The organism is Burkholderia sp. Bp9012 (assembly GCF_003853825.1).
GTDB classification, from domain to species: Bacteria; Pseudomonadota; Gammaproteobacteria; order Burkholderiales; family Burkholderiaceae; genus Burkholderia; species Burkholderia diffusa.
Map to the genome: position 1 here is coordinate 71872 of NZ_QTQA01000023.1, position 26682 is coordinate 98553.

Below are 26682 nucleotides of genomic sequence, written 5' to 3' on the forward strand. Positions count from 1 at the left end.
CGATGCCAGTCAGCGATACCCAACTGATCGACGCGTGGAAGCAGGTCCTCACGCTGTCGCGCCTCGAACCGGGCCAGACCGTCACGATCCTGACGAGCGCGGCCACCCATCCGCAGACGCTGTCGTGCGCGCTGATCGCGACGCAATCGATGGGCGCGATCGTCAACCGGCTCGACCTGCCGCCCGTCAATGGCGACAAAGCGTTCAGCCGGGACCCGCTCGCGTATCTCGGCACGACGCCGCTGACCGGCAACAAGGCCGCGATCGCCGCGCTGCGCGAGAGCGACCTCGTGCTCGACCTGATGACGCTGCTGTTCTCGCCCGAACAGCACGACATCCTGAAAGCGGGCACGAAGATCCTGCTCGCGGTCGAGCCGCCCGAGGTGCTGGTGCGCATGGTGCCGACGCTGGCCGACCGTACGCGAGTGCTTGCCGCTGCGAAAAAAATCGCTGCCGCGCGCGAGATGCGCGTGACGTCGGCCGCCGGCACCGCGCTGGTATGCCCGCTCGGCGAGTTTCCGCCGACGGCCGAATACGGCTTCGTCGACGCGCCGGGCCGCTGGGATCACTGGCCGAGCGGCTTCGCGCTGACCTACCCGAACGACCGCACCGCGCGCGGCACGATCGTGATCGACCGCGGCGACATCCTGCTGCCTCAGAAGCACTACGTGAGCGAGCCGATCGCGCTGACCGTCGAAGGCGGTTACGCAACGCGCATCGAAGGCGGCGTCGACGCCGACCTGCTGCGCGACTACATGGAAACCTTCGCCGACCCCGAAGGCTATGCGATCTCGCACATCGGCTGGGGGTTGCAGCCGCGCGCCCGCTGGTCGACGCTCGGCCTGTACGACCGCGAGGCGACGATCGGGATGGATGCGCGCGCGTTCGAGGGCAACTTCCTGTTCTCGCTCGGCCCGAACAACGAAGGCGGCGGCAGCCGCACGACGACCTGCCATATCGACATCCCGCTGCGCCGCTGCACGGTCGAGCTCGACGGCGAGACCGTCGTGCGCGAGGGCCGCGTGACCGATCAACCCGCCTGACAGACGAGTGCCCGACACCATGACCGATCTTTCCCACCACGCCGAAGCGAACGTCTACCGCCAGCAGGGTTTCGGCACGCCGCTGCCGCCGCACGGCAACATAGGGCTGCTGATCGTCGACTTCGTGGTCGGCTTCGCCGATCCCGCGACGTTCGGCGGCGGCAACATCGCGCCGGCGATCGCGCGCACGACGCGGGCGCTCGCGCTCGCGCGCGAACGCGGCTGGCCGGTCGCGCACAGCCGCATCGTGTATGCGGACGACGGCAGCGACGACAACGTGTTTTCGCTGAAGGTGCCGGGCATGGCGACGCTGACCGAGCACCATCCGAACAGCGCGATCGTGCCCGAACTCACGCCCGCCGCCGGCGAACTCGTCGTGCGCAAGACCGTGCCGTCGGCGTTCTTCGGCACGCAGCTCGCACCCTGGCTCGCGCAGCGTGCGGTACAAACGCTGCTCGTTGCCGGCGCGGTGACGAGCGGTTGCGTGCGCGCGAGCGTGGTCGACGCGATGTCGCACGGGTTCCGTCCGCTCGTACTCGCAGATTGCGTCGGCGATCGCGCGATCGCGCCGCATGACGCGAACCTGTTCGACATGCAGCAGAAATACGCGGCCGTGATGCCGCTCGACGATGCGATCGCGGCAATCGATGCCGTGCACGCGCGCTGAGCCGCCGCGCCGCGCGGGCGGCGGCCCGGCCGTCGCCCGCACCCACCCGCCCGTGATTGACGTTGAGGTTTTGGCGACCTAGATTGACCGCGTGCGCCGTCGCGCAAGCCCAGGCCGTCACCCCGCGCGCGGCACGCCGCGTCCGCGCACCAAAGCCCGCGCGCCCGCCGACCGCCCCTCCCCGACAGGACACCTCGATCGTGAACCGCTCCGAACTGCTTGCGCGCGACGGCTGCCTGACCGTGATCCGGCAACCCACGCCGCCCGTCAAGCCGGCGCCCGGCCAACCGGGCAGCCTGTCGTCGTACGTGCCGGCGCTGCCCGAGGTGTTCGTCGCGATTCTCGACGACGGACGCATCCTCGCGTTCAACGGCCACGTCGATCTCGGCACCGGCATTCGCACGTCGCTCGCGCAGATCGTTGCCGAGGAACTCGACGTGCCGCCCGCGCGCGTGACGATGGTGCTCGGAGATACGGCCGCGACACCGAACCAGGGTCCGACCATCGCGAGCGCGACAATCCAGATTTCCGCGACGCCGCTGCGTTGCGCGGCCGCGCAGGCACGGCACGCATTGCTGGCGCTGGCCGCCGAGCGTTTCGCCGTCGACCTCGCGCAGTTGAGCATCGACGACGGAACGATCTCCGCACCGGCACACGGGCACGCCGCGACGTTCGCCGCGCTCGTCGCGGGGCACCGCGTCACGCTGACGCTCGATCCGAGCGCCCGCACGAAGGACCCCGCCCACTACCGGATCGTCGGCCGATCGTCGCCGCGCGTCGACCTGCCGGCGAAAGCAACGGGCCAGCTCACGTTCGTGCATGACATGCGCGTGCCGGGCATGCTGCATGGCCGCGTCGTGCGGCCGCCGTATGCGGGCCACGACAGCGGCGCGTTCGTCGGCACGTCGCTGGTCGACGTCGATCGCGCGTCGGTCGCCGACGTGCCGGGGCTCGTCGCGGTCGTCGCGATCGGTGATTTCGTCGGCGTCGTCGCCGAGCGCGAGGAACACGCGATCCGCGCGGCGCGCCAGCTGCGCGTCACGTGGCGGCCGCATCCCGCGCTGCCGCCGCTCGATACGCCCGCAGCCGCGATCGCCGCCGCACCCGCGCAACGCCGCGTGCTGCTCGACGAAGGCGACGTCGACGCGGCACGCACGCAACCCGACACGATCACGGTGTCGCGCACCTATGCATGGCCGTTCCAGATGCACGGCTCGATCGGCCCGTCGTGCGCGCTCGCCGACTATCGCGCGCCGGGCGACGGCCGGATCACCGTATGGTCCGGCACGCAGAACCCCGTATCGCTGCGCTACGACCTCGCGACGCTCGTGGCGCGCGACGAGGCCGATTTCGACATCGTGCGAATGGAAGCAGCCGGCTGCTACGGCCGCAACGGCGCGGACGACGTATGCGGCGACGCGTTGCTGCTGTCGCGCGCGGTCGGCCGTCCGGTGCGCGTGCAACTGTCACGCGCGGACGAACATCTGTGGGAACCGAAGGGCGCCGGGCAATTGATGCGGGTGACGGGCACCGTGACGCGCGACGGCCGCCTGCTGGGCTACGACTTCACGACGCGCTATCCGTCGAACGACGCGCCGCTCCTCGCGACGCTCCTGACCGGCGCGATCGCGCCCGAGCCGCGCGTATTCGAGATGGGCGACCGCACGGCCGTGTCGCCGTATGAAAGCCCGAACCGTCGCATAGTCTGCGAGGATCTCGCGCCGCTCGTGCGCGCATCGTGGCTGCGTGGCGTGTCGGCGTTGCCGAACTCGTTCGCGCACGACGCGTTCGTCGACGAATGCGCGGCGCTGGCCGACATCGATCCGCTCGCGTTCCGGCTTCGGCATCTCAAGGACACGCGCGCGCGCGAACTGCTGCAGGCCGTGGCCGATCGCGCGGGCTGGACGCCGCGTGCGGGCCGCAACCATGAACACGACGGATCGCACGTCGTGCGCGGACGCGGCGTCGCGTATGCGCGCTACGTGCACAGTCGCTTCCCCGGTTTCGGCGCGGCATGGTCCGCATGGATCGTCGACCTGAGCGTCGATCGCGTGTCCGGCGAAATCCGCATCGAACGCGTGACGGTCGGCCAGGACACCGGCACGATGATCAACCCGGACGGCGTGCGCCACCAGATTCACGGCAACGTGATCCAGGTATTGAGCCGCACGCTGAAGGAGCGTGTGCGGTTTGCCGAAGGCAAGGTCGCGTCGCGGGAATGGGCAAGCTATCCGATCCTGACGTTCGACGAAGTGCCGGAGGTCGACGTGGTGCTGATGCCGCGGCAAGGCGAGCCGCCGCTCGGCGCGGGCGAATCGGCGTCGGTGCCAGGGCCCGCCGCGGTCGCGAACGCGCTGTTCGACGCGACCGGCGTGCGCTTCTACGCGCCGCCGTTCACGCCCGAGACGGTGCGCGCCGCGCTTCGCGAGGCCGGCCGGCTTCCCGGTATGAAAGCGCCTGTCCCAGCACGCGCCGTGTAAGGGTGGTATGCGTCGAGGGCCGCGCCGCGCGTCACGCGTCGCCGTCGGCCTCCATCATCTTGCGCAGCAGGTACTGCAATGCGACGCGCTCGCCCGGATTGAGCGGCCCGTACGTGCGCTCGGTCACCTGCCGCGCGAACGGCACCGTGCGGTCGATCAGCGCGAGGCCTGCCGCGGTCGCGCGCACGATCAGCTTGCGGCCGTCGTTCGGGTCGGGCAGCACCTCGATCAGCGCGCGCGTCTTCAACCGATCGACGACGCCGCGGATCGTCGCCTGGTCGATCGCGGTCGCCTTGACGATGTCGTTCAGCGAACACGCCTGCTTTTCCTTGACCGCGCACAGCGCGACGAACTGCGCGGCCGTCAGGTCCGAATCGGGGATCGCCTCCTGGAAGATCGCAACGTGCCGCTGGTAGGCGCGGCGCAGCAGGTGCCCGACCTGGTCGTGAAAGTCGTAGGAATCCTTGGAAGACGCCATGAAGATGAAGGCCCGCGCGGCATGAATGAGAAAGGCAAGCAGTGTACACCCTCGAATCGGCACGATCGTTCGCGCGCCGGCCGCTTCGTTGCGGTACGTCAGGTTCGTCGCGCCCTTTCCGTCTTTCACCTGACGATTGCCCGACCGTGCAGGCCCGCTCACGAACATCGCACCGCGGGGCCAGCCATTCGCGCCGTTCGGCGGATTGCCGGATGCACGAAGCCGGGCGCACGTATGCGCAGCGCCGGAGCACTTGCGTGCATACACTTCACTTTTGAGTGCACACGCACGAATTTCGTGCATCCGGACCCGTTCACGACGCTCACCGAGATACGTGCATTTTTCCGAATAATTCCCCGAAAAACATGAGGTTTATCCGGCCCATCGAGCGATCTTTATCCGTCCGTTTTCGTGCCTGTGCGATTCCGTATTTTCTAGTGTGTACGCTATGTAATTGGCGTGCTATACAGACTCCAGCGCGCGGTGAATCTTCGCTCGCGTCGAACGGCCACCCACTTCATCCGTCACATTCGAACAGGGGCAATCCCATGTCTACCGCACACCCGAGCGCCGCCGTCTCCGCCGACGACACGCTGCACGGCGCGCTCTACCGCAAGGTCACGCTGCGCCTGATCACGCTGTTCTGCCTGTGCTATTTCGCGGCCTATCTCGACCGCATCAACATCGGGCTCGCGAAGCTGCAGATGCTCGACGCGCTGAAGTTCAGCGACACCGTGTACGGGCTCGGCGCCGGCCTGTTCTTCGGCGGCTACATCCTGTTCGAAGTCCCGAGCAACCTGGTGCTGCAGCGCGTCGGCGCGAAGCTGTGGATTGCGCGGATCATGATCACGTGGGGCTTGCTGTCGGGCGCGACGATGTTCGTGCAGACGCCGATGCAGTTCTACGTCGTGCGCTTCCTGCTCGGTGCCGCCGAAGCCGGCTTCCTGCCCGGCGTGCTGTTGTACCTGACGCAGTGGTATCCCGATGCGCGCCGCGCGCGGATCGTCGCGCTGTTCATGGTCGGCCTGCCGCTGTCGAGCATGATCGGCAGCCCGATTTCCGGCTGGATCATGCGCGCGTTCGACGGCGCACACGGGCTCGGCGGCTGGCAGTGGCTGTTCCTGCTCGAGGCATTGCCGTCGGTGCTGCTCGGCTTCGCGGTACTGCGCTGGCTGCCCAACGGCATCGAAACCGCGCACTGGCTGAACGCCGACGAGAAGCGCGCGCTGCGCGCGAACCTCGACGCCGACCCGTCCGGCAACAAGAGCCATGCGCTCGGCCGTGCATTCACCGACCCGAAGGTGTGGGCGCTCGGCCTCATCGACCTGTGCGTGCTGCTCGGGCTGTATGCGGTGAGCTTCTGGCTGCCGACGATCCTGCGCGACACCGGCGTGAAGGACGCGTATCACATCGGCTGGCTGATGGTGATCCCCAATGCCGCGGCCGTTCTCGCGACGCTATATTGCGGCGCGAGCTCCGACCGTGCGCGTGAGCGCCGCTGGCATATCGTCGTGCCGTTCCTGGTGTCGGCCGTCGCGCTCGCACTTGCCGCCGCGTCGTCGCACGGCACGCTCGCGACCGTGCTGCTGTTCTCGTTGATCAACGCGGGCGCGGCCGCCGCGATGCCGGTCGTCTGGGCGTTGCCGTCCACGTTCCTGAAGGGCTCGGCCGCGGCCGGCGGGATCGCGTTCGCATGCTCGATCGCGAACCTCGGCGGCTTCGGCAGCACTTACTTCATCGGCTGGCTGCGCGACACGTTCCATTCGCAAAGCGCCGGACTGTATGCCTTCGCCGCATGCATGCTGGTCGGTTGCGCGCTCGCGCTCGCGTATCCGGCGAGGCTCGTGAATCGCTGATGCACATCACGCGCGCGGCGCCGCCAGGTCGTCGCGCGACCGCACGATTCTCCTCATATCGATGCGCACGCAACGATATGAGGAGAATCGTCGCCCGCAGCGCACAACGGACGACGTTTGAAACGCCCTTGCGGCGCGCGTCACTCTCTCGCTGGTTGCATCGCCTTTTTACAAGCATGCAACCCGGACTCGCACGATCCGGCACGGCACGCCACTGCACTGCGTGCCACACCTTCGCCATACGGGCGCGCGCGCCGATTCCGTCGCGCGGGCACGTCGCTTGCGACATCCGTGCGCCCGCCACCCCGGCGGACGGCAATTCCTTCCTTCAATCCGGCGCTGCGTACCGCGCGATGCCTCGCGCGGCAACACCGCATCGCAATCAGGCTCCCTGAACGAGAGGACGACAATGAAATCCATTCGAACGATAGTGGCCCTGTGCTCGGTCATTTCCGTGCTCGCGGCATGCGGCGGAGACGGCAACGACGTCGGCACCGAACTCGGCATCTCGAAACCGCAGGCGCGCTTCATCAACGCGGTGCCGGCCGGCCCGAATCTCGATTACTACCTGAATGCGAAGGTCGACGCGTCGGGTGTCGCGTACAAGGGCGTGACCCGCTATCACGACATCGACTCGGGAACGACGACCGCAAGCTACGACATCTCGGGCACGACCGCGACGGTCGCGTCGCAATCCTTCGGCGCGGCGAACGGCCATCACTACACCACGATCGCGTTGCCCAGCACGTCGTCGGCGATTTCGGTGATCGACGATCCGTTCGACAAGAAGCTCCTGTCCGACAAGGCGCGCGTGCGCAGCTTCAACGCGTCGCCGAACGCGCAGAACGTCGACGTGTACGTCGTGCCTCCCGGCACCGACATCAACGCGCAAAGCCCGACGCTGGCGGGCGCGGCGTATCAGAACGCCGTGCCGGCCTCCGGACAGGATTCGATCTACCTGAACGGCGGCAGCTACCAGGTGATCGTCACGACGGCCGGTAGCAAGACGCCGATCCTGAAGACCGCGCCCGTGAGCATCAACAACAACGCCGACTGGCTGCTGGTGACGATTCCGTCGGGCGGCATCGGCGACGTGACACCGAACGACATCCACGTGCTCGTCGCGCAAGGCAACGATGCGGACACGTCCGCGCAGGAACTCGGCCCGCAGTAATGGCCATCGGCGGACCGCCGGCCGGCGGTCCGCCCGGCACCCGTCGATACGTCAGTCGGTCCGCTCGAGGCGGATCACGTGCTCGGCCCGCGTGCTGTCGCCATGCTCGACATCGACGTCGCCGACATACCGGACGCGCCAGCCCGGCCGCGTCGCGATCTGCGGCACGTTGCCGCCCGGCCGGCTCTCGATCCCGCCGAGCCCTTCGTCGGGCGTGTCGACCGCGTCGTCGAGCGACGCGTTCGAATAGATCACGTTGTCGTGCCACTCGGTCGCGCCTGCGCGCGCCTCCAGGCCCTTGCCGTCGACGTCGACCGTGTTGTCCGTCATCGCCATGTTGGCGTTGTCGAGCGTGACGATCCGGCCGGCCGCGCGACGCACGGGGTCGCCGCTGTCGACCGCATGTGCGTCGACGTCGATCGGCGGCAGGCCGGTCGGCATTTTCGCCGCGACCGCCTCCGGCGTCAGCGGCCGCTTCGCGACCTCGGCAGCCTGGGTCGCCGCATCCGGCATGTCGCCGGCCGCCGGCGTCTTCACCGGGCTCTTCTCGATCTGTTCTCGCTGCTGTTCCGGGGTTGGATTCGATTCCGCGTTCTGCATCGCACCTCCTGCTCCCGACGGCGTGCGCCGGCATGACGCATGCCGGCGCCGCGCCGGGAATCGCTACAACGGTCCTTGCAAATCTTTCACGCGCGGCGCACTGTCCGCGCGTCCTGGGACGCACGGACCGAGCCGCAATGCCGTCACGGCGGCACGGGCAACCTGCCCGCGCACGCCGCGCGCACCCGCCGATCAGCCGCCGCTTGCGCCCGTTGGCGCGGATGCCGCGCCCGGCATGCTCGCCTCGCCGCCGGCCGCGCCGCTGCCCGGCATGCCCGACGGTGCGGTGGACGGCGCCGGCGCCATGCCGCCGGTGGCGCTCGTGTCCGAACTCGCGCCGGTGCCCGTGTCGCTCTTTTTCTGACAACCCGCACCCGCTGCCAGACCGGCGATCAGGATGCCGGCGAAGACGGCCCGCGATACGTGACGAATGGAATATCGCTGCATGACACCTCCGCTGATGTCGATGTGGATGGAACCCGCCGATACGCAATTCGCATGCCTCGCCGCCGATCCAGCCCCATTCATTTTTCAAATGACGCCTACCCGAATATTTAATTTCCCATCGCCGTGCCCGCCGCCCATACTCGCGAACAAATCCGAGACATAACGTCCACGGCGGCCGGGCCCGCGCTGCGTGCACACGCTGCCGGTTCGCGCCCCGCACATGGAAGGAGACAAGGCGTGCAACTGGAAGCCACCCACCGCGCGGGCATCGTGCCCGGCGCGGACGACGCATTGCATCGAACCGATACGGCCACGCGCGATCCCGCGCTGAGCCCGCGACTACACAATGCCGACCTTGCGCCCACCAAGGCCGAGGGCCGCACCTGGGGCCGCTACAGCATCTTCGCGCTGTGGACCAACGACGTGCACAACATCGCGAACTACTCGTTCGCGATCGGCCTGTTCGCGCTCGGCCTGTCGGGCTGGCAGATGCTCGCGTCGCTCGCGATCGGCGCCGTGCTCGTGTATTGCTTCATGAACCTCACCGGCTACATGGGCCAGAAGACCGGCGTGCCGTTCCCGGTGATCAGCCGGATGAGCTTCGGCATCTACGGTGCGCTCTTGCCCGCGATGATCCGCGCGGTGATCGCGATCGCATGGTTCGGAATCCAGACCTATCTCGCATCGGTCGTGCTGCGCGTGCTGCTCACCGCGATCTGGCCAGGCCTCGCCGCCTTCGACCAGGATGCGATCCTCGGGCTGTCCACGCTCGGCTGGATCACGTTCGTCGCGATCTGGCTGGTGCAGATCGGCATCCTCGCTTACGGGATGGAGATGGTCCGCAAGTACGAGGGGCTCGCCGGCCCGGTCATTCTCGTCACGACGCTGTCGCTCGCCGCATGGATGTTCAGCCGCACCGGCGGCCATCTTGCAATGTCGATCGGCAAGCCGATGACCGGCCTGAAGATGTGGATCGAGGTGTTCGCGGGCGGCTCGCTGTGGCTCGCGATCTACGGCACGCTGGTGCTCAACTTCTGCGATTTCGCGCGCTCGTCGCCGAGTGCGAAGACGGTGCGGGTCGGCAACTTCTGGGGCCTGCCGGTGAACATCCTGGTGTTCGCGGCGATCAGCTTCGTGCTCGCGGGCGCGCAGTTCAAGCTGAACGGCCAGATCATCCACAGCCCGACGGAAATCATCGCGACGGTGCCGAACAAGCTGTTCCTCGTGCTCGGCTGCCTCGCCTTCCTTATCGTGACGGTCGCGGTGAACATCATGGCGAACTTCGTCGCGCCGGCCTTCGTGCTGACGAGCCTCGCGCCCCACCGCCTGACGTTCCGCCGCGCGGGCCTGATCAGCGCGACGGTCGCGGTGCTGATCCTGCCGTGGAACCTGTACAACAGCCCGGTCGTGATCGTCTATTTCCTGTCCGGCCTCGGCGCGCTGCTCGGCCCGCTGTACGGCATCATCACGGTCGACTACTGGCTCGTGCGCAAGCAGCGCGTGAACGTGCCCGATCTCTATACCGAAGCGCCGACCGGCGCCTATTTCCATACGCGCGGCGTGAACCGCAAGGCGCTTGCGGCCCTCGTGCCGTCCGCGCTGATCTCGATCACGCTCGCCGTCGTGCCGGCCTTCAGCGCGATGACGCCGTTCTCCTGGCTGCTCGGCGCGGCCATCGCGGGCAGCGTGTACTGGCTGACGGCCGATCGCAAACGGCAATACGAGGAGCGCTCGGGCGAACACATCGCGGTCGCCTGCGCCCGACACTGAACGCAGCATACGGAGTGCACCGATGAGAATACTGGTAGTCAACGTCAACACGACCGAATCGATCACCGACGCCATCGCCGCGCAAGCGCGCGCCGCCGCATCGCCCGGCACGGAGATCGTCGGGCTGACGCCGCGCTTCGGCGCGGAGTCGGTCGAGGGCAACTTCGAGAGCTACCTCGCGGCGATCGCCGTGATGGACCGCGTGTTGAGCTACGACGAGCCATACGACGCGGTGATCCAGGCCGGCTACGGCGAACACGGCCGCGAAGGGCTGCAGGAACTGCTGACGGTGCCCGTCGTCGACATCACCGAAGCGGCCGCGAGCGTCGCGATGCTGCTCGGCCACCGCTATTCGGTCGTCACGACGCTCGACCGCACGGTGCCGCTGATCGAGGATCGCCTGAAGCTCGCCGGACTCGATGCGCGTTGCGCATCGGTGCGCGCGAGCGGTCTCGCGGTGCTCGAACTCGAGGAGAACCCGGCCCGCGCGATCGAGTCGATCGTCGACCAGGCCGCGCGCGCGGTGAAGGACGATCACGCGGAAGTGATCTGCCTCGGCTGCGGCGGGATGGCCGGCCTCGACCGGCAGATCGAGGAATGCACGGGCGTGCCCGTCGTCGACGGCGTGTCGGCCGCGGTCGCCCTCGCCGAGTCGCTGGTGCGACTGAAGCTGAAGACGTCGAAGGTGCGCACGTATGCGCCGCCGCGTCCGAAGCGGATCGTCGGCTGGCCGGGCACCTTCGCCAGATGACGGGCCGCGCAAACGCGTAGCGACATGCGGGACGCACCGGAGCCGAACGGCCTTGCCCTCGACGCGTCCGACGCAACGGGCGCGCTCGACGTGCTGGACGCGCGGCTGATGCGCATCCTGCTCGTGCTGCTCACCGAGCGCACCGTGTCGCGCGCAGCCGTGCGGCTGAACATGTCGCAGCCGGCGACGAGCGCCGCGCTCAAGCGTCTGCGCACGCTGCTCGGCGATCCGCTGCTAGTGCGCAGCCGCTACGGGATGGTGCCGACCGAGTTCGGCGCGCGGCTGACCGAGCCGCTGCGCAACGCGCTGCGCGTGATCGACTTCATCCGCATCCAGCAGCCGACCTTCGACGCGCGCACGTCGGTGCGCACCTACCGGATCGGCTGCCCCGACTACCTGAACGTGCTGTTCGTGCCGAAGCTCGTCGCGCTGTTCCGCGAACGCGCACCGAACGCGCAGCTCGTGTTCCATCCGCTCGGCGACGGCTTCGACGACGAACGGGCACTCGCCGATGGCGAGCTCGACGTCGTGATCGACAACCGCCCCGCCCGCTCGTCGCGGTTCCGGCAGGACGACCTGTTCGACGATCGCGTCGTGTGCCTGATGCGCGCGACGCATCCGCTCGCGCGGCGCGGCGCGATGACGGCCGCCGAATTCGCGCAGGCGCCGCAGCTGTGCCCGACGCCGTCGTGGCTCGAAGCATCCGGCGCGATCGACCGGCAGCTCGAACGCGTCGGCCTGCAGCGGCGGATCGTCGTCACGCTGCCGCACTTCGAACTCGCCGCGCATGCGCTGGTGCGCTCCGACCTGATCCTGACCACCACGTACCGGCTCGCGCGCCACTACGCGAAGCTGCTGCCGCTCGGCGCGGTTGCGCTGCCGGCCGAGCCGCCCGACATCGTGTACCGGATGACGTGGAACGAAGCGGGATCGTGCGTCGACGGCGTGCGCTGGCTGCGCGCACTGATCGCCGAAGCGACGCGCAGCTGGCTCGACGCGGACGCCGCACAGCCGTCCGTTGCGGCGGTCGCCGCGAACGTGGACGCGGATGCGGACACGCGAACGAACGCGCCGATCGCCGATGCCCCGCCCGAACCGACGCGGCGCACACGCCGCCGGCAGGCGACGCATTGCGGTACATCGCAGCGATCGCGCGTCGCGCGCGCGGCGCGCATCCATCGCCTCGCGACGAAGCCGCGCTGAATCGCACGCTCGATGGCTCGGCGCCGTCGCGTGCAACGGGTGGTGCGCGCATCGCGGCATGCGTCACGCATCGCGCATCGGTTGCGCAAGCAATTTGCATGCAATGGCGGCGGCAGCGAGCACGCCGCTCGCCGTCAGCGCGGCGGCGAATCCGCGCGCAAAGGCCACGGGTGCCGCATTCGCGAGCGTGCGCGCGGCCGACGGCGGCACATGCGCAAGCGCCTGCGCGAGATCGCCGGCCAGCAGGCTCGACATGAACGGCACCGTAGCGGCCGCGGCCTTGGCCTCTCCCCGCCGCCATGCACCGCACTCACGCGAATAAACGAATAAGCATTTCGCGATTCGATGTTTGCCGGCGCGAAACCGATTCCGTAACCTGCCCGGCAGCCGCGCGGCGTGCGCGCGGATCACCGAGGACCCGCCGTCGATGACTTCTTCCCCCGCCCCGGCCCGCCGCCGCGCCCTGCTGCGCGTGGCCGCCCTGGCCGCCGCACCGCTGCTCGGCAGCGCCGCACTGCCCGTGCGCGCGGCCGACCCCAACCTGTCGAACGTCACCCTGGTGCTCGGCGATCAGGCCGGCGGCCTGCGCGCGCTGGCCGACGCCTCACGCGTGCTCGACGGCGTGCCGTACCGGTTTCGCTGGGCGAATTTCCAGGGCGCGGCACCGTTGTTCGAAGCGCAGCGCGCGGGCGCGATCGATCTCGCGCCGGCCGGCGACCTGCCCGTCCTGACGGCCGCGCTCGGCGATCCGGCGTTGCGGATCGTCGCGACGCGCGTCGGCTCACCGGCGTCGCTCGGCATCGTCGTGCAGCCCGATTCGCCGGTGCGCACCGTCGCCGACCTGAAGGGGCGCACCGTCGTCGTGTCGTCGGCGCGCGGCAGCATCTCGCAATACCAGCTGTACGGCGCGCTCCGCGAACATGGCCTGGCACCAGGCGACGTCGACGTGCGCTTCGTGCTGCCGGTCGATGCGTTCGCCGCGTTCGAGGCGAAGCAGATCGGCATCTGGGCGACCTTCGATCCGTATTACGGGCACGTGGTGCGGCGCGGTGCGCGCATCGTGCGCGACGGCAGCGGGATCAATTCGGGGCTCGCGTTCCTCACGTCGCCGGTCGACACGCTCGACGATCGATCGAAGCGCGCGGCGCTGTCGGACGTGCTTGCGCGGCTGGCGCGCGCCGGCCAGTGGGCCTTGTCGCACCCTGTCGATTACGCGGCCGTCTATGCGTCGCTCACGCGCCTGCCGCGCGATGCGGCCGCCGACATCGTGCGCCGGGCGGCGCTCGCGCAGCGCGGCGTCACCGGCGCGGACATCGACGTGCTGCAGCGTGTCGCCGACCGTGCAGCCGCGGACGCGATCCTGCCAAAGCGCGTCGACGTCGCGTCGATCGCGGTACGCAACCTGTCGGCCGCATGACCGGCTTCACGCGCGCTCAACGCGGCTTCGACATGTCGAGATCCGGCACGTCGTCGCCGAACGTCGACGCGACCAGCGTGCGCATCGCGGCGACCAGCAGCGTCGGCCCCGACTGGTTGAACGTGCAGCGCTCGCCCGCCGCCGGCACGGCCCGATGCAGCACCGCGCGCCACGCGCCGTGCCCGCCGTCGCGCTCGAACGCGCCGAACGGCAAGCGCTCGACCAGCGGACCGCCGTCCGCCCACGACGACGACGGCGCGTACGGCACCGGCATGCCACCCGGTTCGTGAATGACCGTGCACCCCGCGGCGTCGACGCGCGGCGCGCCGAGGTCTTCCGCCATCGCCACCCAGAAATCGAGCGACGCACCGGCCAGGTCCTGAACCTGCATCGCGCCCTCCAGCGGTCTCGAAAACGTCATCCTAGCGCCACCGCGCGCGATTCGCAGACAACCGCCGTCCGATGTCTTCCCCGGTGAACCAGTCCGGCGCGCAAATCAACCGATACGTGTTACGAATCGGCGATTCCTGCCTACAATGAACGCAACGCCTGTCGCCCGCTACGCAGTGGACGAGCAGGCCGGAACCGACTTCACGCCGAACCGGGCCGCGCGCGTTCGGCAAACGACAACCGGAATCATACGGTGCAGCGCCGGCCGGATCTCTCGGGGGACCGCAGCATGTCCACGCACGCCAGGAAGCCGCTGATATCGCTCGTCGTGCCGTTTCACGACGAAGAGGAAACGATCGACGCATTCTTTGCAGAAACGCTGCCCGTTCTCGAGTCGATCGCCGGGGTCCGCTTCGAGATCGTCTGCATCAACGACGGCAGCCGCGATCGCACGCTCGACCGGCTGGTCACGGTCGCCGGCCGCGACCCGCGCGTGCACGTCGTGGATCTCACGCGCCGCTTCGGCAAGGAAGCGGCGCTCACCGCGGGCCTCGACGAGGCCGCCGGCGCCGCGGTGATCCTGATCGACGCCGACCTGCAGGACCCTCCCGCGCTGATTCCCGCGATGATCGAACACTGGCGCGGCGGCGCCGAAGTCGTCGCCGCGAAACGCACCGACCGGATGTGCGATCCGTACCTGCAGCGCGCGGCGGCGACGCTCTACTATCGCGTGCACAATGCGCTGTCCGAAGTCGAAATGCCGGAAAACGTCGGCGATTTCCGCCTGATGGATCGCGAGGTCGTCGATGCGCTGCGCGCGCTGCCGGAGCGGCGGCGGTTCATGAAGGGGCTGTTCGCGTGGGTCGGCTTTCGCACCGCGATCGTCGAATACACGCGCGCGCCGCGCAGTGGCGGCCGCTCGAAGTTCTCCGGATGGCGCCGCTGGAACTTCGCGCTCGAGGGCATCACGAGCTTCAGCACCGTTCCGCTGCGCGTATGGACCTACGTCGGCCTCACGTTCGCGATGCTGTCACTCGTGTATGGCACCTTCATCGTGGTGCGAACGCTGCTGTTCGGCAATCCGGTGCATGGCTACCCGTCGCTGATTTCCGTCGTGCTGTTCGTCGGCGGCATCCAGCTGATCGGCATCGGCGTGATCGGCGAATACCTCGGCCGGATCTATCACGAGTCCAAGCAGCGCCCCGTCTATCTCGTGAGGCGACGCTACCGTGCCGAGCGCGATGCCGCCGGGCAGCCGGCATCGAAGCTGCTGCAGTTCCCGATGAAGCGTGCAAACTCGGCACGTCGCCGGACGGCGCTGCCGGCGGCAACCGGCGCCGCCGCTCGCAAAGCGTCGTTCAAGTAGAACCGGGCGGCGGCAATTGGACATTCCCCGGCAATCATTGCGCTCGGCGGAGCGCCCGGTCGTCGCGTGGCTCACACCGCGACGCGTCGTCCTGTACAGCATGCTGATGCTGGCGTTGTCCGCGCTGTTCATCGCGATCTGGATATCCGTCGTGCGTCATGCACATGGCGGCGTCCTGTCACGCGCCGGCGCCGACTTCTCGGTGTTCTGGTCCGCGTCGTACGTCATGCTGCACGGCTCGCCTTCGCAGGCATACGATTTCTCGGTATTCTCGCGGCTGTCGGCCGAGCTGTTCCCCAACCTTCGTCGCGACGCCTTCGCCCCGTGGCTGTACCCGCCCACTTATCTGCTGCTCGTGACGCCGCTGGCGCTGCTGCGCTTCGCACTCGGTTATCCGCTGTTCGTCGCGTTCGGCGTCGCCGTGCTCGGTCTCACCGCGTGGCGCGTATCCCGTCTCGGCATGATTCCCGGCGCATGGCGCGCCGGCATGGTTGCGCTGCCCGTCGCGCCGTGCGTGTTCGTCACCGCGGCGCTCGGGCAAAACACGTTCCTGACAGCATCGTGCGCGGCGCTGGCCGTCCACTGGGCCGAGCGGCGGCCGATGTTGGCGGGGCTTTGCATCGGACTGCTGTCCGTCAAGCCGCAGATGGCGCTGCTGTTCCCGTTCGTGCTGGTGGCGACACGCGCATGGCGCACGATCGCGTGGGCTGCGCTCGCCACCGGCACGTTCGTCGCGCTGAGCGTCCTGGTCTGCGGCATCGAGTCGTGGCGCCAGTTCGTCGCCAGCGCGGGCCTCGCACGCTCGATCGTTCTCGAACACGGTGTCGTGTTCTGGCTCGCGTCGCCGACGCCGTTCGCGGCGTTCCGGCTCTCGGGCGTGCCGCTCGGCGCCGCGTATACGGCACATGCATGCATCGCCGCGATTACGATCGCGGCCGCCTGCATCGCATGGACGCAGTCGCGCGACACCCGCGTGCGCGCGGCCGTGCTGACGGTCGCGACGCTCGTGGCCAACCCGTACCTGTGGCACTACGAACTCACATGGCTCGCCATCGCGATCGCCTGCATGCTGTCGATCGGCTGGCGCGAAGGCTGGCTGCGCGGCGAACAGACCGCGATCGCGCTGATGTGGGCGCTGCCGATCGCCGAATACCTGAACCCGTGGCTGCAACTGCCGCAGATCGGCCCGGCCGTGACGCTCTTCGCGCTGCTCGTGCTGCTGCGCCGCGCGCGCCACGACGCTCACAGCGCGAGCCGCGGCGGCACGTATACACCGTAGTACGGCCCGACGCCCGTCGCAACGCCGGTCATTTTCACGCCGGCGACGAAGTGCCCCTGGATGTACTTGTATGTGCCTCCGAGCGACACGTCGATGTGGAACGCCGCGAACGCGACGATCGGCACGTAGGTGCTGCTCGCCGTCTGCGTAACGACCGGCAGCACGACCGTCGTGCCGACCGGCACCGACGTGTAGAGCGTCGCCTTCACGCCGGTCGCGAGATAAATGCTGTCGCCAATATTGAGCGTCGTCGGATTGCCGGTCACCATCAGGCCGCCCATCGTCGTCGTGTCGCTCGCGGTCGACTGGAACGACGTCCACTGGCCGCCCATGCACAGCGAGCCATAAGTCTGGCCGTTCGTGATCGTAAACTCGTACGGCAAACCCGTCAGCGGATTGATCAGCGGCTGATTGGTCAGCGTGTTCCAGTACTGGTTGTACACGCACTGGTCGATCGCGACCGGAAAGAGCCCACCCGCCGCGACCCCGCCCGGCGCGGCGAGCACCGCGATCGCGGTCGCGCTGCCGGACGCGCCGGCAATGCCGAGCAGCCCGCCGAGCAGCAGCGGAATCGAGCCGCCGTTCACACCCGGCGCGCGCGATACCGTGACCTGCACCGCCGGCACGTCGTACGAGCCGGGCGTGATCGTGGTCGGCTGCATCGTTGCGGGACTGCGCGTCACGTTCCAGTACCCGGTCGTCACCGCGCCGGTCGCCAGCGGTGCGCCGGCCGCCGCGTTCTGCGCGATCACACCGTTCGCAGCCGGCGCGGCCTGCGACCAGTTCAGCGCGCCGCCGCTCGGCGACATCATCGCGTCGGCCGCCGCAAGTGCGGCCGCGTCGGCGGCGTTCTGCAGCTGGTTGCGTACCGTGGCTACCCACGCGATGTCGATCGCCAGCGCGCCGAACGAGAGCAGCGGAATCAGGAACATCAGGAAGAACAGCGCGACGGAACCGCGCTCACGCACTGCGCCGATCCCCGGCGTGTCGGCTGCGTCATTCATAGAGCATCACCGAGCTGGCCGAGATCGTCACCGGGCCGGTCAGCGCACTGAATGCCGAACCCAGCACCAGCCCCGAATATGTGTAGGTCACCGTCACCGTCAGTGCGGTGCCCGACGTCGTGCCGTTCGCCTGCGTCACGGTCACCGTCGGCGTCGTCGCGGTGCCGCCGGTGATCAAGCTGTTCTGCGTGTAGCTCGATGCGACGCTTGCGATCTGCGCCGTGGTCAGCATCGGCACGCGCAGCACGACGCCGGCACGCGCGGCTTCGCGGCTCGCGTTCGTGATGACGGCCTTGTCGCATAGCAGCAGGCTCGTGTCGATGATGCCGATCAGCACCATCAACAGGAACGGCAGCATCAGCACGAATTCGAGCGATACGACGCCGCGCGCGCGGCGCGCGCCCATCGCCCCGCGTGTCATTTTCCAGCCTCCGCGGTGTGCGGCACCGCGCGCGGCTCGAGCACGGCGCCCGTCGACGGTCGTGCGGCGGCGGACGCAGGGCGCGACGCGAGTTGCGCGCGCACTGCCTGATACACGCGCAGATTGTCAGCCACCGCCGAAGCGGGCAGATCCGCGGCCAGCAGCTTCTTCGCCGAATCGGTGTTGCCGAGCACGCCATACGCGAACGCGAGATTCTGGCGCGCCTGCCACGGCGCATCGGGCAGCCCGGCCACGTCGAGCAACACGTTCACACCCTCGCGCGGCCGGTTGCCCAGCACGAGCGAAAGCCCGAGGTCGACGCGCAGCCCCTGCGCGTCCGGATGCGCGCGCAGCGCATCCCGGTACACGGCCTGCGCGTCCTCGTGGCGGCCCTGAAGATCGAGCACCGTGCCGAGCCCTTCCGCCGCGAGCGGAAGGTTCGGCTGCGCGGCCAGCAGGTCACGGTAGCGCCGTGCGGCCTCGTCGAGCCGACGCTGCCGCAACGCGACCCGCGCAAGCCCGATCTGCGGCCCGAGTTCGGCGGGTGCCTGCTGCCGTGCCTGCTCGTAGAGAATTCGCGCGCGCTCCAGATCGCCGGCGCGGTAGTTGACGTCGCCGAGCCCCAGGCGCGCCGGGAGCGAATCGGGATGCCGGGCAAGCACCTTCTCGTACAGCGTCGACGCGAGATCGACGTTGCCGCCGGCAAGCGCGCTATCGGCAATGCGCAATTCGGCCTGCGGGTCGTCGCTCTTGTGCGACAGCGCCGGCCGCGTCTGGATGCCCGGCGCGCAGCCGCCGGCCAGCACCGGCAACGCGGCCGCGAACGCGAACGCACGGATGGCGGATCGTGTCATTTGAATACCTCGAGCAGGCGGATCGCCGCCGGGCCCGCCGCGATCAGGCCGACCGTCGGCAGAATGAACAGCATCATCGGCAGCGTGATCTTCGGCGCGAGCTTCGCGGCCTGTTCCTCGAGCGCGACGATCTGCTCGGTCCGCTCGCTGCGCGACAGCGTCCGCAACGCCTGCGTGATCGGCGTGCCGAATCGCTGCGATTGCGTGAGCGTCGTGGCAAGCGAACGCGCCGACGCGAAGTCGACGCGCATCGCAAAGTGCGTGAGCGCTTCGGCTACGTTGCCGCTCAGCGTCAGCTCGTCCGCGCACACCTTCAGCTCGTCGGCGAGCGGCGGGCAAATGCGCTCGAGTTCGCGCGCGACACGCCGTACGCCCGATACGAGGCTGTTGCCGGCCATCGTGCAGATCACGAGCAGGTCGAGCGCATCCGGAAAGCACGCGGAGATGATGCGCCGGCGCCGTCGGATCATCGCGCCGAGCACGTATTCGGGCACGATCACGCCGATCACGAACGCGGCGACCATCGCCAGCGCCCGGATCACGAAGTATTCGCCGAAGCGTGGAATGTACGGGCTGAACACGATCGCGACGCCGGCGAACAGCACGCCGCAACTCAGCTTGATGCCGATCATCGACGACACCGCACGCCGCTCGCGAAAACCCGCGCGCGTCAGTTGCAGCCCGAGCTTCACGCGCTGCATCGGGTCGAGCACGGGCAGCCGCTCACCGAGCTGCGCGAGCCGCCGCGTCAGGTCCTGACGCACCTCGCCCGGCTGCAGCCGCCCCGACGCCAGCGACAGCGAACGTTGCCCGGCCGCCTGCTGCACACGCTCCGCGATCCGCCGGCGTGTGCCGCCGCCGGGCGGCACGAGCGCCGCCGCGACGCACGCGAGCAACAACAAAAGTTCAAGGCCGCGGGCGGCCAGCATCGACATCGTCATCGCGCGGTATCCAGTTTCGAGATCTTGCGAATCGTCAGCAGTCCGATCGTCAGCAGGACCGCGGCGATCGTCAGCATCACGCGTCCGGCATGCGTGTCGAACAGGAGCATCACATACGCGCGATTCACGAGAAACAGCGCACCGATCATCACGAACGGCACCGCCGAAATGATCTTCGTCGTGATCCGCCCCTCGGCGGTCAACGCGCGCGTCTTCAGGCGGATGTCGCGGCGCGTGCGGATGATGCTCGACAACTCGTCGAGCGTTTCGCCGAGACTGCCGCCCGTCTCGCGCTGCAGCAGCAGGTAGACAGTGAAGAACGAGAAGTCCGCGATCATCAGCCGGTCCGCCGCGAGCGTCAGCACGTCCTTCAGATCCGCGCCGACGCGCAGGCTGTCGCCCATCGTGCGGAAGGTCGAGCGCACCGGCTCCGCCGCGCTGTCGCCGACCGTGCTGATCGCCTGCGTGACCGGAATGCCCGCGCGCACCGCCCGCACGATCAGATCGATCGCGTCCGGGAACGCTTCGAGAAAGCGCAGCCGGAACCGCTCGACCAGCGCGCGGTAGCTGGCGCGCATCGTCACCAGCGGCAGCCCGACGTAGATCAGCGGATGAACTACGCGCGGCAGCGCGACGAGCTCCACCACCACGATCGCGGCGATCGCTCCGGCGAGCGTGCCGGCGACGACGATCCGCATCCCGCGTTCGCCGCCGACCGCACGCACGCGCGTCACATAACGCTGCAGCCACGCGCGCGCGCGGCTTTGCCGGCGCGGCAGGTTGAACAGCGCGACGCCGGGCGCCGCGGCCGCACCGGACTCCCGGCCGGCCAGCGATGGTGCAAGGTGCCGCATCCGCGCGCGTATGCGCTGCTCCGGCGTATGGCGCGCACGCTCCAGCAATGCGGACAGCGCGAGGCCCGCCGCGAGGATCACGACGAACGCGCCGATCGCGAACAGATCCGCGGCCCTCATTGCCGGAATACCTCGGAAAGCGCGTCCTCGACACCGTAGTACGCGGCACGCGGCGCGAACGCCGGCCGCAGCGACGACGCTTCGAACACGCCCTTCACCACGTCCCGCGTCGTGTCGTCTCCCTGACGGAATGCGAACAGATCCTGCGTGATCACCACCTCGCCCTCCATCCCGACGATCTCGGTGATCCGGGTCACGCGGCGCACGCCGTCGCGCATCCGCTCGACCTGCACGAACAGGTGCACGGCGCTCGCGATCTGGCGCCGGATCGACAGCAGCTGCAGGTTCGCGTTCGCCATCATGACCATGCTTTCGAGCCGGCTGATCGCGTCGCGCGGCGAGTTCGCATGGATCGTCGTCATCGAGCCGTCGTGCCCCGTATTCATCGCCTGCAGCACGTCGAACGCCTCCGCGCCGCGGATTTCGCCGAGGATGATGCGATCGGGCCGCATCCGCAGTGCGTTGCGCACGAGGTCGCGCTGCGAGATCCCGCCGAGCCCTTCCGTATTCTCCGGCCGCGTCTCGAGACTGACGACGTGCGGCTGCAGCAGTTGCAGCTCGGCCGCGTCCTCGATCGTCACGATCCGTTCGTGCTCCTCGATATGTTGCGAAAGCGCGTTGAGCAGCGTCGTCTTGCCCGAACCGGTACCGCCCGATATCACGATGTTCAGCCGGCACGCGCACGCGATCTTCAGCACCTGCAGCATCCCGTGCGAGATATTGCCCTGGTGCGCCATGCGCGCGAGCGTGATGTCGCGCTTCGCGAACTTGCGGATCGAGATCGACGCGCCGCGCATCGCGATCGGCGGCAGGACCACGTTCACGCGGCTGCCGTCGGCGAGACGCGCGTCGACCATCGGGCTGCTTTCGTCGACGCGACGCCCGACCGCCGCCGCGATCCGCTGCGCGACACTCGTCACGTGCGCGTTGTCGCGAAACTTCAGCGGCGTGAGTTCGAGCCGGCCTGCGCGCTCGACGTACACCTGGTCGGGTCCGTTCACGAGAATGTCCGAGACGGTGTCGTCGGCGAGCAGCGGTTCGATCGGCCCGACACCGAACATGTCGTTCAGGATCGCGTCGACGATCAGCACCTGCTCGCCCGTCGTGATCTTCAGACGTTCGCGCTCGACGGTGTGCGCGGCCACCTGTTCGATGCCCGCACGCACTTCGTCGCGCGTCTTCATCAGCGCCGCCGACATGTTCATCGACGAAAACACCGCGTTGCGAATCGCATCGAACTTGCCGGAGCGAATGAGCGCCTCCTGGGTTTCGGCCGCAGCGAGCGCGCGCGCGGATGCGGGCGCCGGGCTCGCGGTCGGACCCGTGCCTGAGCCCGCGCTTGGGTCCGGTCCGGGCGCGCCGTCGCGCGGCGCGGCGGGCGCTCCTGCCGGCGCACGGTCCGGCGTCGACTGCTTGCGGGTACCGAACGTCACGATCCCTTTCTCCATTTGACGAAGCGCGCGTACCACGGCTCGGCGACGGCCATCGATTCGCCGGTGATGCCGTTCGCGAGCAGCCGGATCTCGTCCAGGAAGCCATGACGTTTCGCGCGCTCGATCGGTTCGCCGAGGTTCTCGGCGACTGCGAGCGGCTGCGGCTCGTGCGGCAGCTCGCGCAGCCTCACGCCGCCGAATGCGTCCTCGAAGTCGGTCTGCGCGACGCGCCCCTTGACCGGTTCGAGCGGGTTGTTCAGCATCATCGACAGCAGCCGATCGCCGGGCAGCTCCTTCACGAAGCGCGCAAGCCGCGCGGCTTCGTACGCGGCGTGCACCGAGCGGTCGGCGACGATATAGACGAGATCGGATACCCCCAGCGCGTCCTCGAACAGCTTGCCGGCGCGGATACCCACGTCGAACAGCACGTAGTGAAAGCGGTCCTTCAGCATGTCGACGAGCAACGCGAGCGCATCGTCGCGCAGCGGCGCGTCCTCGCCGTACGCCAGTTCGGCCGATAGCACATGCAGGCGGTCGCCCTTCGTGACGAACATGCGGTCGAACAACGCGTCGTCGGGACGCTGCTCCATGTTCAGCAATTCGATCAGCCCGTTGTTGCTCGACAGCCCGAGCATCGAGTTCGCGCCGCCGCCATGCAGGTTGAGATCGACGTACGCGACGCGGCGGCGCTTCTCGCCCGCCAGGCAGCGCGCCAGACTCACCGCGATCGTGGTCGCGCCCACACCGCCGCGCGCGCCGACGAAGGCGACGATCTTGCCGGTCCGCGCCTGCACGACCGATTCCGTTGCGGTCAGCGCGCGCCGCATCAACTCGACGGTCAGCGGCTTCACGATGTAGTCCTGCACGCCGATGCCGAGCAGGTTGCGGAACAGCCCGACATCGTTCTGCGTGCCGATCGCGATGACCCTCACCGACGGATCGCACACGTCGGCGAGCCGCATCAGGTCCGATACCGGCAGCACGGAATCCGACACGTCGACGATCAGCTGGCGCGGTGAGCGCTCGTGCTGCTGCAACAGCCGGATCGCGTCGTCGCAGTTGCCCGGCTGCACATGGGCGCGCGTGATCGACAGATCCTGTGCGACGCGCCGGATCACGTCTTCGCTGCCGGCATCGGACACGACCGCGACGAGATCCGCCGCTCCGGCTGCGGCGGCGCGTTTGGCGTTCTGGCGGTCGAGGACGTTCATGGGCGGCATCGCGCTTCGCATCGGGAGTGGGTCAATGGCCGGGCGAGCCGGTCGTCGTCAACGTCTTGTCGGGTGCGGGCTGCTTCACGCGATCCTCGACGTAGCGGCGCACGGCATCGGCCGCGACCTGCGCGTCCGCGCCGCCGTACGGCACGGGCGCGACGAGATCCTCCGGGCGCGCGAGCATCGTCGCGAGATTCGTGTAGGTCGCGCAGCCGAACGGCACGCCGGGCCGCCCGAACCCCGCATCGACGAGATGCGACGGCTGCATCAGCTTCGCGCAGTCGGGCGGCACCGCGTGCACGCCGTCGAAGCCGATCGCGCGCGCATCGGGCAGGTTGATCGGCGGCGGCGCCGACAGGCAGCCCGCCAGCGCCGGCGGCAACAGGACGAAGACGATGGTTCGAATTCGCATGCGCGCTCCTCCGGTCAGTAGACGAAGCCCGCGGCGCCGACGAGGCGCGGCGTGTCGCCCGACAGCAGGTCGATCCCGAGATTGCGCTGGATCGCGAACTCGAGATCGCTGCTCGGCCGCGCGACGGTGTCGAGCGCCTGCTCGAGCTGGCCGGGGCCCGTCGGCTGCACGATGTACGGCGTCACGATCACGACGACCTCGGTCTTGTTGTCCTGGAAGTTCTTCGAAGAAAACAATCGGCCGATGATCGGCAGCCGGCCGAGCCCCGGGATCTGCGACACGGTATCCGCCGTCTGGCTCTGCAGCAGCCCGCCGATCGCGAAGCTCTGCCCGCTCGACAGCTCGACCGTCGTGTCGACGCGTCGCACGGAGAGTCCCGGCACCGTGACGCCGCCCGTCGTCACGCTGTTGCTCGTATCGATTTCGCTCACCTCCGGCCGCACCTTCAGGCTGATCCGGTTGTCGGCGAGCACAGTCGGCGTGAAATCGAGCGACACGCCGAACGGCTTGAACTCGACCGTGATCGCGCCGGTCGTGGTGCCGGCCTGCGCGACCGGAATCGGAATTTCGCCGCCGGCGAGGAAGCTCGCGGTCTGCCCGGACATCGCGGTGAGATTCGGCTCCGCCAGCATCGTGATCAGCCCTTCCTGGTCGAGCGCATCGAGCACGACGTCGATCGACCAGCGCCCCGCGTGGAAACCGCCGAGTATCGAATACGCGCCGGTCGGCGACAGGTTGAACAGCTTGGTCGTCGGATCGATCAGCGTGCGCCCGTTGAACAGTCCGCCGACGAAGTTGCCGGCCGCGCCGAGCGAGCTCCAGTTGATGCCGAGCTGCTGCGTGACGTTGCGGCTCACCTCGGTCACGCGCACGCGCAGGTTCACCTGGATCGGGCGCGACAGCGTGAGCCGGTTGACGATCTTTTCCTTGTCGTTGAGATAAGGCGTGAGCGACTGCATCACGGCGTCCGCGTCGGCTGCGCTCGGCACCTTGCCCGACACCATCAGCGAGCCCGGCGCGCCGGACACCGACAGCTTCAATTGCGGAAAGCGGCTGTCGAGCACCGCCTGCAGCGACGCGGTGTCGACCTGCACGATCACCGTGCGGCGCAGGATCGGTCGATGGTTCGCACCGAGCGCGATCAGCGTGGTGGTGCCGGCCTTCTTCCCGAACACGAACACGGTGCGCGGCGACGGCACCTGGATGTCCGCGATGCTCGGGTCAGCGACGAACATCGCGGTCGCGGGTTCGGGCAGCGACAGCATCTCGCCCTTGCCGGTCGCGATCGACAACGCCGCGCCGGCGTCCACCGCCTGCGCGCGCTGCGCGAGCGCGACGCCAGGCGCGACGATGCAGGCCAGGCACCAGAAAGCGATCCAACGAACCATGCGCACCATGCGTCTTCCCGTCAAATGCCGGCCGCCGGGCGGCCAGCCCGAATCGTCATCCCGTCACTGCGGCACGGACGCCCGCGGCGCTTGCGCCGTTGCGTCCGCGGCGACATTGCCGCCCGCAAGCGCAGCCGGCGCAACCGGCATGCCTGGCGTGGCTGGCATGCCCGGCCAACCGGACGGCAGCGGCGGCAAGCCCGGCGTGCCGATGCCGCTGCCGCGCGACCCGTCGTCGACCGACGAGCCGCGATAGATCACGACCGTATTGCCCTGCGATGGCGGCCGCGCGCCGCCGTCCGTTCTCCCGGACGGTGCCCGCGCCGCGTCGCGGGCCGCGCGCGACACGTCGCCGGCCCACACCGGCGGCGTATCGGGCTCCTGTTCGTCGCCGCCCGCCGCCTGGCGGCGATCGCTCGTCGCAAAGCTGCGCAACGCCAGCGACAGCGAGCCGAGGCGCGTCGCGACCAGCACGACCTGGGCGGTGCGCGGCGCGACCTCGAGCGTGACCGTGCGCGCGCGGACCGGCACGTCCGGCGCGCTCGCGGGCGTCTTCGCACGCTGGAATTCCGAGCCGACCGCGAGCACGCGCGCGCGCCGCACGACCGTCTCCGCTTCGAACGTGCCGGGCGTCGTCGCGGAACCGCCGATCTCCTGCGTGAGCACCACGTCGACGAAGTCGCCCGGCTGGATCAGCCCCGCATTGCCCGACACGTCGTCGACCGGCACCGAGATGGCGCGCATGCCGGGCTGCAGCGCGGCCGCGAGAAAATCCGGCGCGCCGGCCGCAATCACGTTGTCCGCGCGGATCGGCGCACCGGCGTCGACACGGTTGCGCAGCAGCGCGCCTTTCAGGTCCGCGCCCGGTTGCGACTCGACGAACGCACCGGCCGGCACCTGCGTGCGCGGCATGCGCTTCCACGCGAGATCGTTGTCGCGCAGCAGCAGCCCTTCGGGCAGGTCCGCCGCAGCGACGCGCACGCTCACCTCGGCCGTTTCGCCGGGCGCCGACGGCGTGGACGCGGCGACATACAGCTGGCGCAGGATGAACGCGCCGATCGCGGCGGCGATGATCAGCACGGCCATTCTCAGGGGTTTGGGCATGGCGGCGCGCGTCCCC

The 26682-nt window shown here is 69.0% G+C and carries 25 protein-coding genes and 1 pseudogene; 11 read left to right on the plus strand and 15 right to left on the minus strand.

Going from position 1 to position 26682, the window contains the following annotated elements; genetic code table 11:
* The first annotated feature begins 2 nt into the window (after nucleotides 1-2).
* From DIE11_RS27270 to DIE11_RS27280, 3 genes are all read left to right on the plus strand, one after another.
* Nucleotides 3-1043 carry a hypothetical protein gene (locus DIE11_RS27270; protein WP_059598778.1) on the plus strand — a complete coding sequence of 347 codons (1041 nt, stop codon included), beginning with the start codon at nucleotides 3-5 and terminating at the stop codon, nucleotides 1041-1043.
* A 19-nt stretch (nucleotides 1044-1062) separates the two neighbouring features.
* Entirely contained in the window at nucleotides 1063-1710 is a 648-nt protein-coding gene (locus DIE11_RS27275; RefSeq protein ID WP_124628362.1) for an isochorismatase family protein, read from the plus strand.
* A gap of 200 nt (nucleotides 1711-1910) precedes the next feature.
* Entirely contained in the window at nucleotides 1911-4190 is a 2280-nt protein-coding gene (locus DIE11_RS27280; protein ID WP_124628364.1) for a molybdopterin cofactor-binding domain-containing protein, read from the plus strand.
* Between the two features lie 31 nt (nucleotides 4191-4221).
* Here DIE11_RS27280 and DIE11_RS27285 read toward each other — a convergent pair whose 3' ends face one another.
* The gene (locus DIE11_RS27285; RefSeq protein ID WP_059598821.1) at nucleotides 4222-4668 is read right to left on the minus strand and encodes a MarR family winged helix-turn-helix transcriptional regulator; all 447 of its coding nucleotides are present in this window, start codon (nucleotides 4666-4668) and stop codon (nucleotides 4222-4224) included.
* A gap of 548 nt (nucleotides 4669-5216) precedes the next feature.
* Here DIE11_RS27285 and DIE11_RS27290 point away from each other — a divergent pair.
* Nucleotides 5217-6524 (plus strand): MFS transporter, encoded by a 1308-nt coding sequence (locus DIE11_RS27290; RefSeq protein WP_124628366.1) that lies wholly within the window; start codon nucleotides 5217-5219, stop codon nucleotides 6522-6524.
* 409 nt (nucleotides 6525-6933) lie between these two features.
* Entirely contained in the window at nucleotides 6934-7698 is a 765-nt protein-coding gene (locus DIE11_RS27295) for a DUF4397 domain-containing protein (RefSeq protein ID WP_124628368.1), read from the plus strand.
* Nucleotides 7699-7749: 51 nt separating this feature from the next.
* On the opposite strand, the gene DIE11_RS27300 is transcribed toward DIE11_RS27295, so the two are convergent.
* Nucleotides 7750-8298 (minus strand): DUF3005 domain-containing protein, encoded by a 549-nt coding sequence (locus DIE11_RS27300; protein ID WP_124628370.1) that lies wholly within the window; start codon nucleotides 8296-8298, stop codon nucleotides 7750-7752.
* Between the two features lie 192 nt (nucleotides 8299-8490).
* Nucleotides 8491-8745 carry a hypothetical protein gene (locus DIE11_RS36560; protein WP_082728785.1) on the minus strand — a complete coding sequence of 85 codons (255 nt, stop codon included), beginning with the start codon at nucleotides 8743-8745 and terminating at the stop codon, nucleotides 8491-8493.
* A 237-nt stretch (nucleotides 8746-8982) separates the two neighbouring features.
* Between DIE11_RS36560 and DIE11_RS27315 the strand changes: the two genes are divergently transcribed.
* The 3 genes from DIE11_RS27315 to DIE11_RS27325 are packed head-to-tail and all read left to right on the plus strand — an operon-like array spanning nucleotide 8983 to nucleotide 12469.
* The gene (locus tag DIE11_RS27315; RefSeq protein WP_124628372.1) at nucleotides 8983-10515 is read left to right on the plus strand and encodes an NCS1 family nucleobase:cation symporter-1; all 1533 of its coding nucleotides are present in this window, start codon (nucleotides 8983-8985) and stop codon (nucleotides 10513-10515) included.
* 22 nt (nucleotides 10516-10537) lie between these two features.
* The gene (locus tag DIE11_RS27320) at nucleotides 10538-11266 is read left to right on the plus strand and encodes an aspartate/glutamate racemase family protein (RefSeq protein ID WP_124628374.1); all 729 of its coding nucleotides are present in this window, start codon (nucleotides 10538-10540) and stop codon (nucleotides 11264-11266) included.
* Between the two features lie 24 nt (nucleotides 11267-11290).
* Entirely contained in the window at nucleotides 11291-12469 is a 1179-nt protein-coding gene (locus DIE11_RS27325; protein ID WP_124628376.1) for a LysR family transcriptional regulator, read from the plus strand.
* Between the two features lie 63 nt (nucleotides 12470-12532).
* Here DIE11_RS27325 and DIE11_RS27330 read toward each other — a convergent pair.
* A pseudogene (locus DIE11_RS27330) lies at nucleotides 12533-12745 on the minus strand (MFS transporter); the annotation flags it as partial.
* A 151-nt stretch (nucleotides 12746-12896) separates the two neighbouring features.
* On the opposite strand from DIE11_RS27330, the gene DIE11_RS27335 reads away from it, so the two are divergent.
* Complete coding sequence (locus tag DIE11_RS27335; RefSeq protein WP_124628379.1) at nucleotides 12897-13886, plus strand: ABC transporter substrate-binding protein; 990 nt, start codon at nucleotides 12897-12899, stop codon at nucleotides 13884-13886.
* A 16-nt stretch (nucleotides 13887-13902) separates the two neighbouring features.
* Here the strand turns inward: DIE11_RS27335 and DIE11_RS27340 are convergent, their stop codons facing one another.
* Complete coding sequence (locus tag DIE11_RS27340; RefSeq protein ID WP_124628440.1) at nucleotides 13903-14277, minus strand: phage protein NinX family protein; 375 nt, start codon at nucleotides 14275-14277, stop codon at nucleotides 13903-13905.
* Nucleotides 14278-14565: 288 nt separating this feature from the next.
* On the opposite strand from DIE11_RS27340, the gene DIE11_RS27345 reads away from it, so the two are divergent.
* Both DIE11_RS27345 and DIE11_RS27350 read left to right on the plus strand, forming a co-directional pair.
* Nucleotides 14566-15642, plus strand: a complete 1077-nt coding sequence (locus DIE11_RS27345; protein WP_059598769.1) for a glycosyltransferase family 2 protein — start codon at nucleotides 14566-14568, stop codon at nucleotides 15640-15642.
* Nucleotides 15643-15658: 16 nt separating this feature from the next.
* Complete coding sequence (locus tag DIE11_RS27350; RefSeq protein ID WP_185633827.1) at nucleotides 15659-16921, plus strand: glycosyltransferase family 87 protein; 1263 nt, start codon at nucleotides 15659-15661, stop codon at nucleotides 16919-16921.
* Here the strand turns inward: DIE11_RS27350 and DIE11_RS27355 are convergent.
* Genes DIE11_RS27355 through cpaB form a run of 10 tightly spaced genes read right to left on the minus strand, consistent with a single transcriptional unit; the run spans nucleotide 16885 to nucleotide 26666 of the window.
* Complete coding sequence (locus tag DIE11_RS27355) at nucleotides 16885-17925, minus strand: TadG family pilus assembly protein (RefSeq protein ID WP_124628380.1); 1041 nt, start codon at nucleotides 17923-17925, stop codon at nucleotides 16885-16887. The genes DIE11_RS27350 and DIE11_RS27355 overlap by 37 nt on opposite strands.
* Complete coding sequence (locus DIE11_RS27360; RefSeq protein ID WP_059598766.1) at nucleotides 17918-18346, minus strand: TadE/TadG family type IV pilus assembly protein; 429 nt, start codon at nucleotides 18344-18346, stop codon at nucleotides 17918-17920. Before DIE11_RS27360 ends, DIE11_RS27355 begins: the two co-directional genes overlap by 8 nt.
* Nucleotides 18343-19200: a lipopolysaccharide assembly protein LapB gene (locus DIE11_RS27365; RefSeq protein WP_124628382.1), complete on the minus strand. Its 858-nt coding sequence runs from the start codon at nucleotides 19198-19200 to the stop codon at nucleotides 18343-18345. The genes DIE11_RS27360 and DIE11_RS27365 overlap by 4 nt, the downstream gene beginning before the upstream one ends.
* Nucleotides 19197-20141 (minus strand): type II secretion system F family protein, encoded by a 945-nt coding sequence (locus DIE11_RS27370; RefSeq protein WP_124628384.1) that lies wholly within the window; start codon nucleotides 20139-20141, stop codon nucleotides 19197-19199. The genes DIE11_RS27365 and DIE11_RS27370 overlap by 4 nt, the downstream gene beginning before the upstream one ends.
* On the minus strand, nucleotides 20138-21115 hold the full coding sequence (locus DIE11_RS27375; RefSeq protein ID WP_124628386.1) for a type II secretion system F family protein: 978 nt from the start codon (nucleotides 21113-21115) through the stop codon (nucleotides 20138-20140). Before DIE11_RS27375 ends, DIE11_RS27370 begins: the two co-directional genes overlap by 4 nt.
* Complete coding sequence (locus tag DIE11_RS27380; protein WP_409364584.1) at nucleotides 21112-22563, minus strand: CpaF family protein; 1452 nt, start codon at nucleotides 22561-22563, stop codon at nucleotides 21112-21114. The genes DIE11_RS27375 and DIE11_RS27380 overlap by 4 nt, the downstream gene beginning before the upstream one ends.
* On the minus strand, nucleotides 22545-23768 hold the full coding sequence (locus tag DIE11_RS27385; RefSeq protein WP_124628390.1) for an AAA family ATPase: 1224 nt from the start codon (nucleotides 23766-23768) through the stop codon (nucleotides 22545-22547). Before DIE11_RS27385 ends, DIE11_RS27380 begins: the two co-directional genes overlap by 19 nt.
* Before the next feature lie 22 nt (nucleotides 23769-23790).
* Nucleotides 23791-24174 carry a CpaD family pilus assembly lipoprotein gene (locus DIE11_RS27390; RefSeq protein ID WP_124628392.1) on the minus strand — a complete coding sequence of 128 codons (384 nt, stop codon included), beginning with the start codon at nucleotides 24172-24174 and terminating at the stop codon, nucleotides 23791-23793.
* 14 nt (nucleotides 24175-24188) lie between these two features.
* A complete protein-coding gene (locus DIE11_RS27395; RefSeq protein ID WP_124628394.1) occupies nucleotides 24189-25571 on the minus strand; it encodes a type II and III secretion system protein family protein in 1383 nt (460 codons plus the stop codon).
* Nucleotides 25572-25625: 54 nt separating this feature from the next.
* Nucleotides 25626-26666 carry a Flp pilus assembly protein CpaB gene (gene cpaB, locus DIE11_RS27400; protein WP_124628396.1) on the minus strand — a complete coding sequence of 347 codons (1041 nt, stop codon included), beginning with the start codon at nucleotides 26664-26666 and terminating at the stop codon, nucleotides 25626-25628.
* Nucleotides 26667-26682: the final 16 nt, after the last annotated feature.

What these genes read in the sequence shown, in the direction of transcription:
- DIE11_RS27270 (WP_059598778.1), top strand. Translation starts at nt 3, where the DNA reads ATGCCAGTCAGCGATACCCAACTGATCGACGCGTGGAAGCAGGTCCTC.
- DIE11_RS27275 (WP_124628362.1), top strand. Translation starts at nt 1,063, where the DNA reads ATGACCGATCTTTCCCACCACGCCGAAGCGAACGTCTACCGCCAGCAG.
- DIE11_RS27285 (WP_059598821.1), bottom strand. Translation starts at nt 4,668, where the DNA reads ATGGCGTCTTCCAAGGATTCCTACGACTTTCACGACCAGGTCGGGCAC.
- DIE11_RS27290 (WP_124628366.1), top strand. Translation starts at nt 5,217, where the DNA reads ATGTCTACCGCACACCCGAGCGCCGCCGTCTCCGCCGACGACACGCTG.
- DIE11_RS27295 (WP_124628368.1), top strand. Translation starts at nt 6,934, where the DNA reads ATGAAATCCATTCGAACGATAGTGGCCCTGTGCTCGGTCATTTCCGTG.
- DIE11_RS27300 (WP_124628370.1), bottom strand. Translation starts at nt 8,298, where the DNA reads ATGCAGAACGCGGAATCGAATCCAACCCCGGAACAGCAGCGAGAACAG.
- DIE11_RS36560 (WP_082728785.1), bottom strand. Translation starts at nt 8,745, where the DNA reads ATGCAGCGATATTCCATTCGTCACGTATCGCGGGCCGTCTTCGCCGGC.
- DIE11_RS27320 (WP_124628374.1), top strand. Translation starts at nt 10,538, where the DNA reads ATGAGAATACTGGTAGTCAACGTCAACACGACCGAATCGATCACCGAC.
- DIE11_RS27325 (WP_124628376.1), top strand. Translation starts at nt 11,291, where the DNA reads ATGCGGGACGCACCGGAGCCGAACGGCCTTGCCCTCGACGCGTCCGAC.
- DIE11_RS27335 (WP_124628379.1), top strand. Translation starts at nt 12,897, where the DNA reads ATGACTTCTTCCCCCGCCCCGGCCCGCCGCCGCGCCCTGCTGCGCGTG.
- DIE11_RS27340 (WP_124628440.1), bottom strand. Translation starts at nt 14,277, where the DNA reads ATGCAGGTTCAGGACCTGGCCGGTGCGTCGCTCGATTTCTGGGTGGCG.
- DIE11_RS27345 (WP_059598769.1), top strand. Translation starts at nt 14,566, where the DNA reads ATGTCCACGCACGCCAGGAAGCCGCTGATATCGCTCGTCGTGCCGTTT.
- DIE11_RS27355 (WP_124628380.1), bottom strand. Translation starts at nt 17,925, where the DNA reads ATGAATGACGCAGCCGACACGCCGGGGATCGGCGCAGTGCGTGAGCGC.
- DIE11_RS27360 (WP_059598766.1), bottom strand. Translation starts at nt 18,346, where the DNA reads ATGACACGCGGGGCGATGGGCGCGCGCCGCGCGCGCGGCGTCGTATCG.
- DIE11_RS27365 (WP_124628382.1), bottom strand. Translation starts at nt 19,200, where the DNA reads ATGACACGATCCGCCATCCGTGCGTTCGCGTTCGCGGCCGCGTTGCCG.
- DIE11_RS27370 (WP_124628384.1), bottom strand. Translation starts at nt 20,141, where the DNA reads ATGACGATGTCGATGCTGGCCGCCCGCGGCCTTGAACTTTTGTTGTTG.
- DIE11_RS27375 (WP_124628386.1), bottom strand. Translation starts at nt 21,115, where the DNA reads ATGAGGGCCGCGGATCTGTTCGCGATCGGCGCGTTCGTCGTGATCCTC.
- DIE11_RS27380 (WP_409364584.1), bottom strand. Translation starts at nt 22,563, where the DNA reads ATGGAGAAAGGGATCGTGACGTTCGGTACCCGCAAGCAGTCGACGCCG.
- DIE11_RS27385 (WP_124628390.1), bottom strand. Translation starts at nt 23,768, where the DNA reads ATGCCGCCCATGAACGTCCTCGACCGCCAGAACGCCAAACGCGCCGCC.
- DIE11_RS27390 (WP_124628392.1), bottom strand. Translation starts at nt 24,174, where the DNA reads ATGCGAATTCGAACCATCGTCTTCGTCCTGTTGCCGCCGGCGCTGGCG.
- DIE11_RS27395 (WP_124628394.1), bottom strand. Translation starts at nt 25,571, where the DNA reads ATGGTGCGCATGGTTCGTTGGATCGCTTTCTGGTGCCTGGCCTGCATC.
- cpaB (WP_124628396.1), bottom strand. Translation starts at nt 26,666, where the DNA reads ATGCCCAAACCCCTGAGAATGGCCGTGCTGATCATCGCCGCCGCGATC.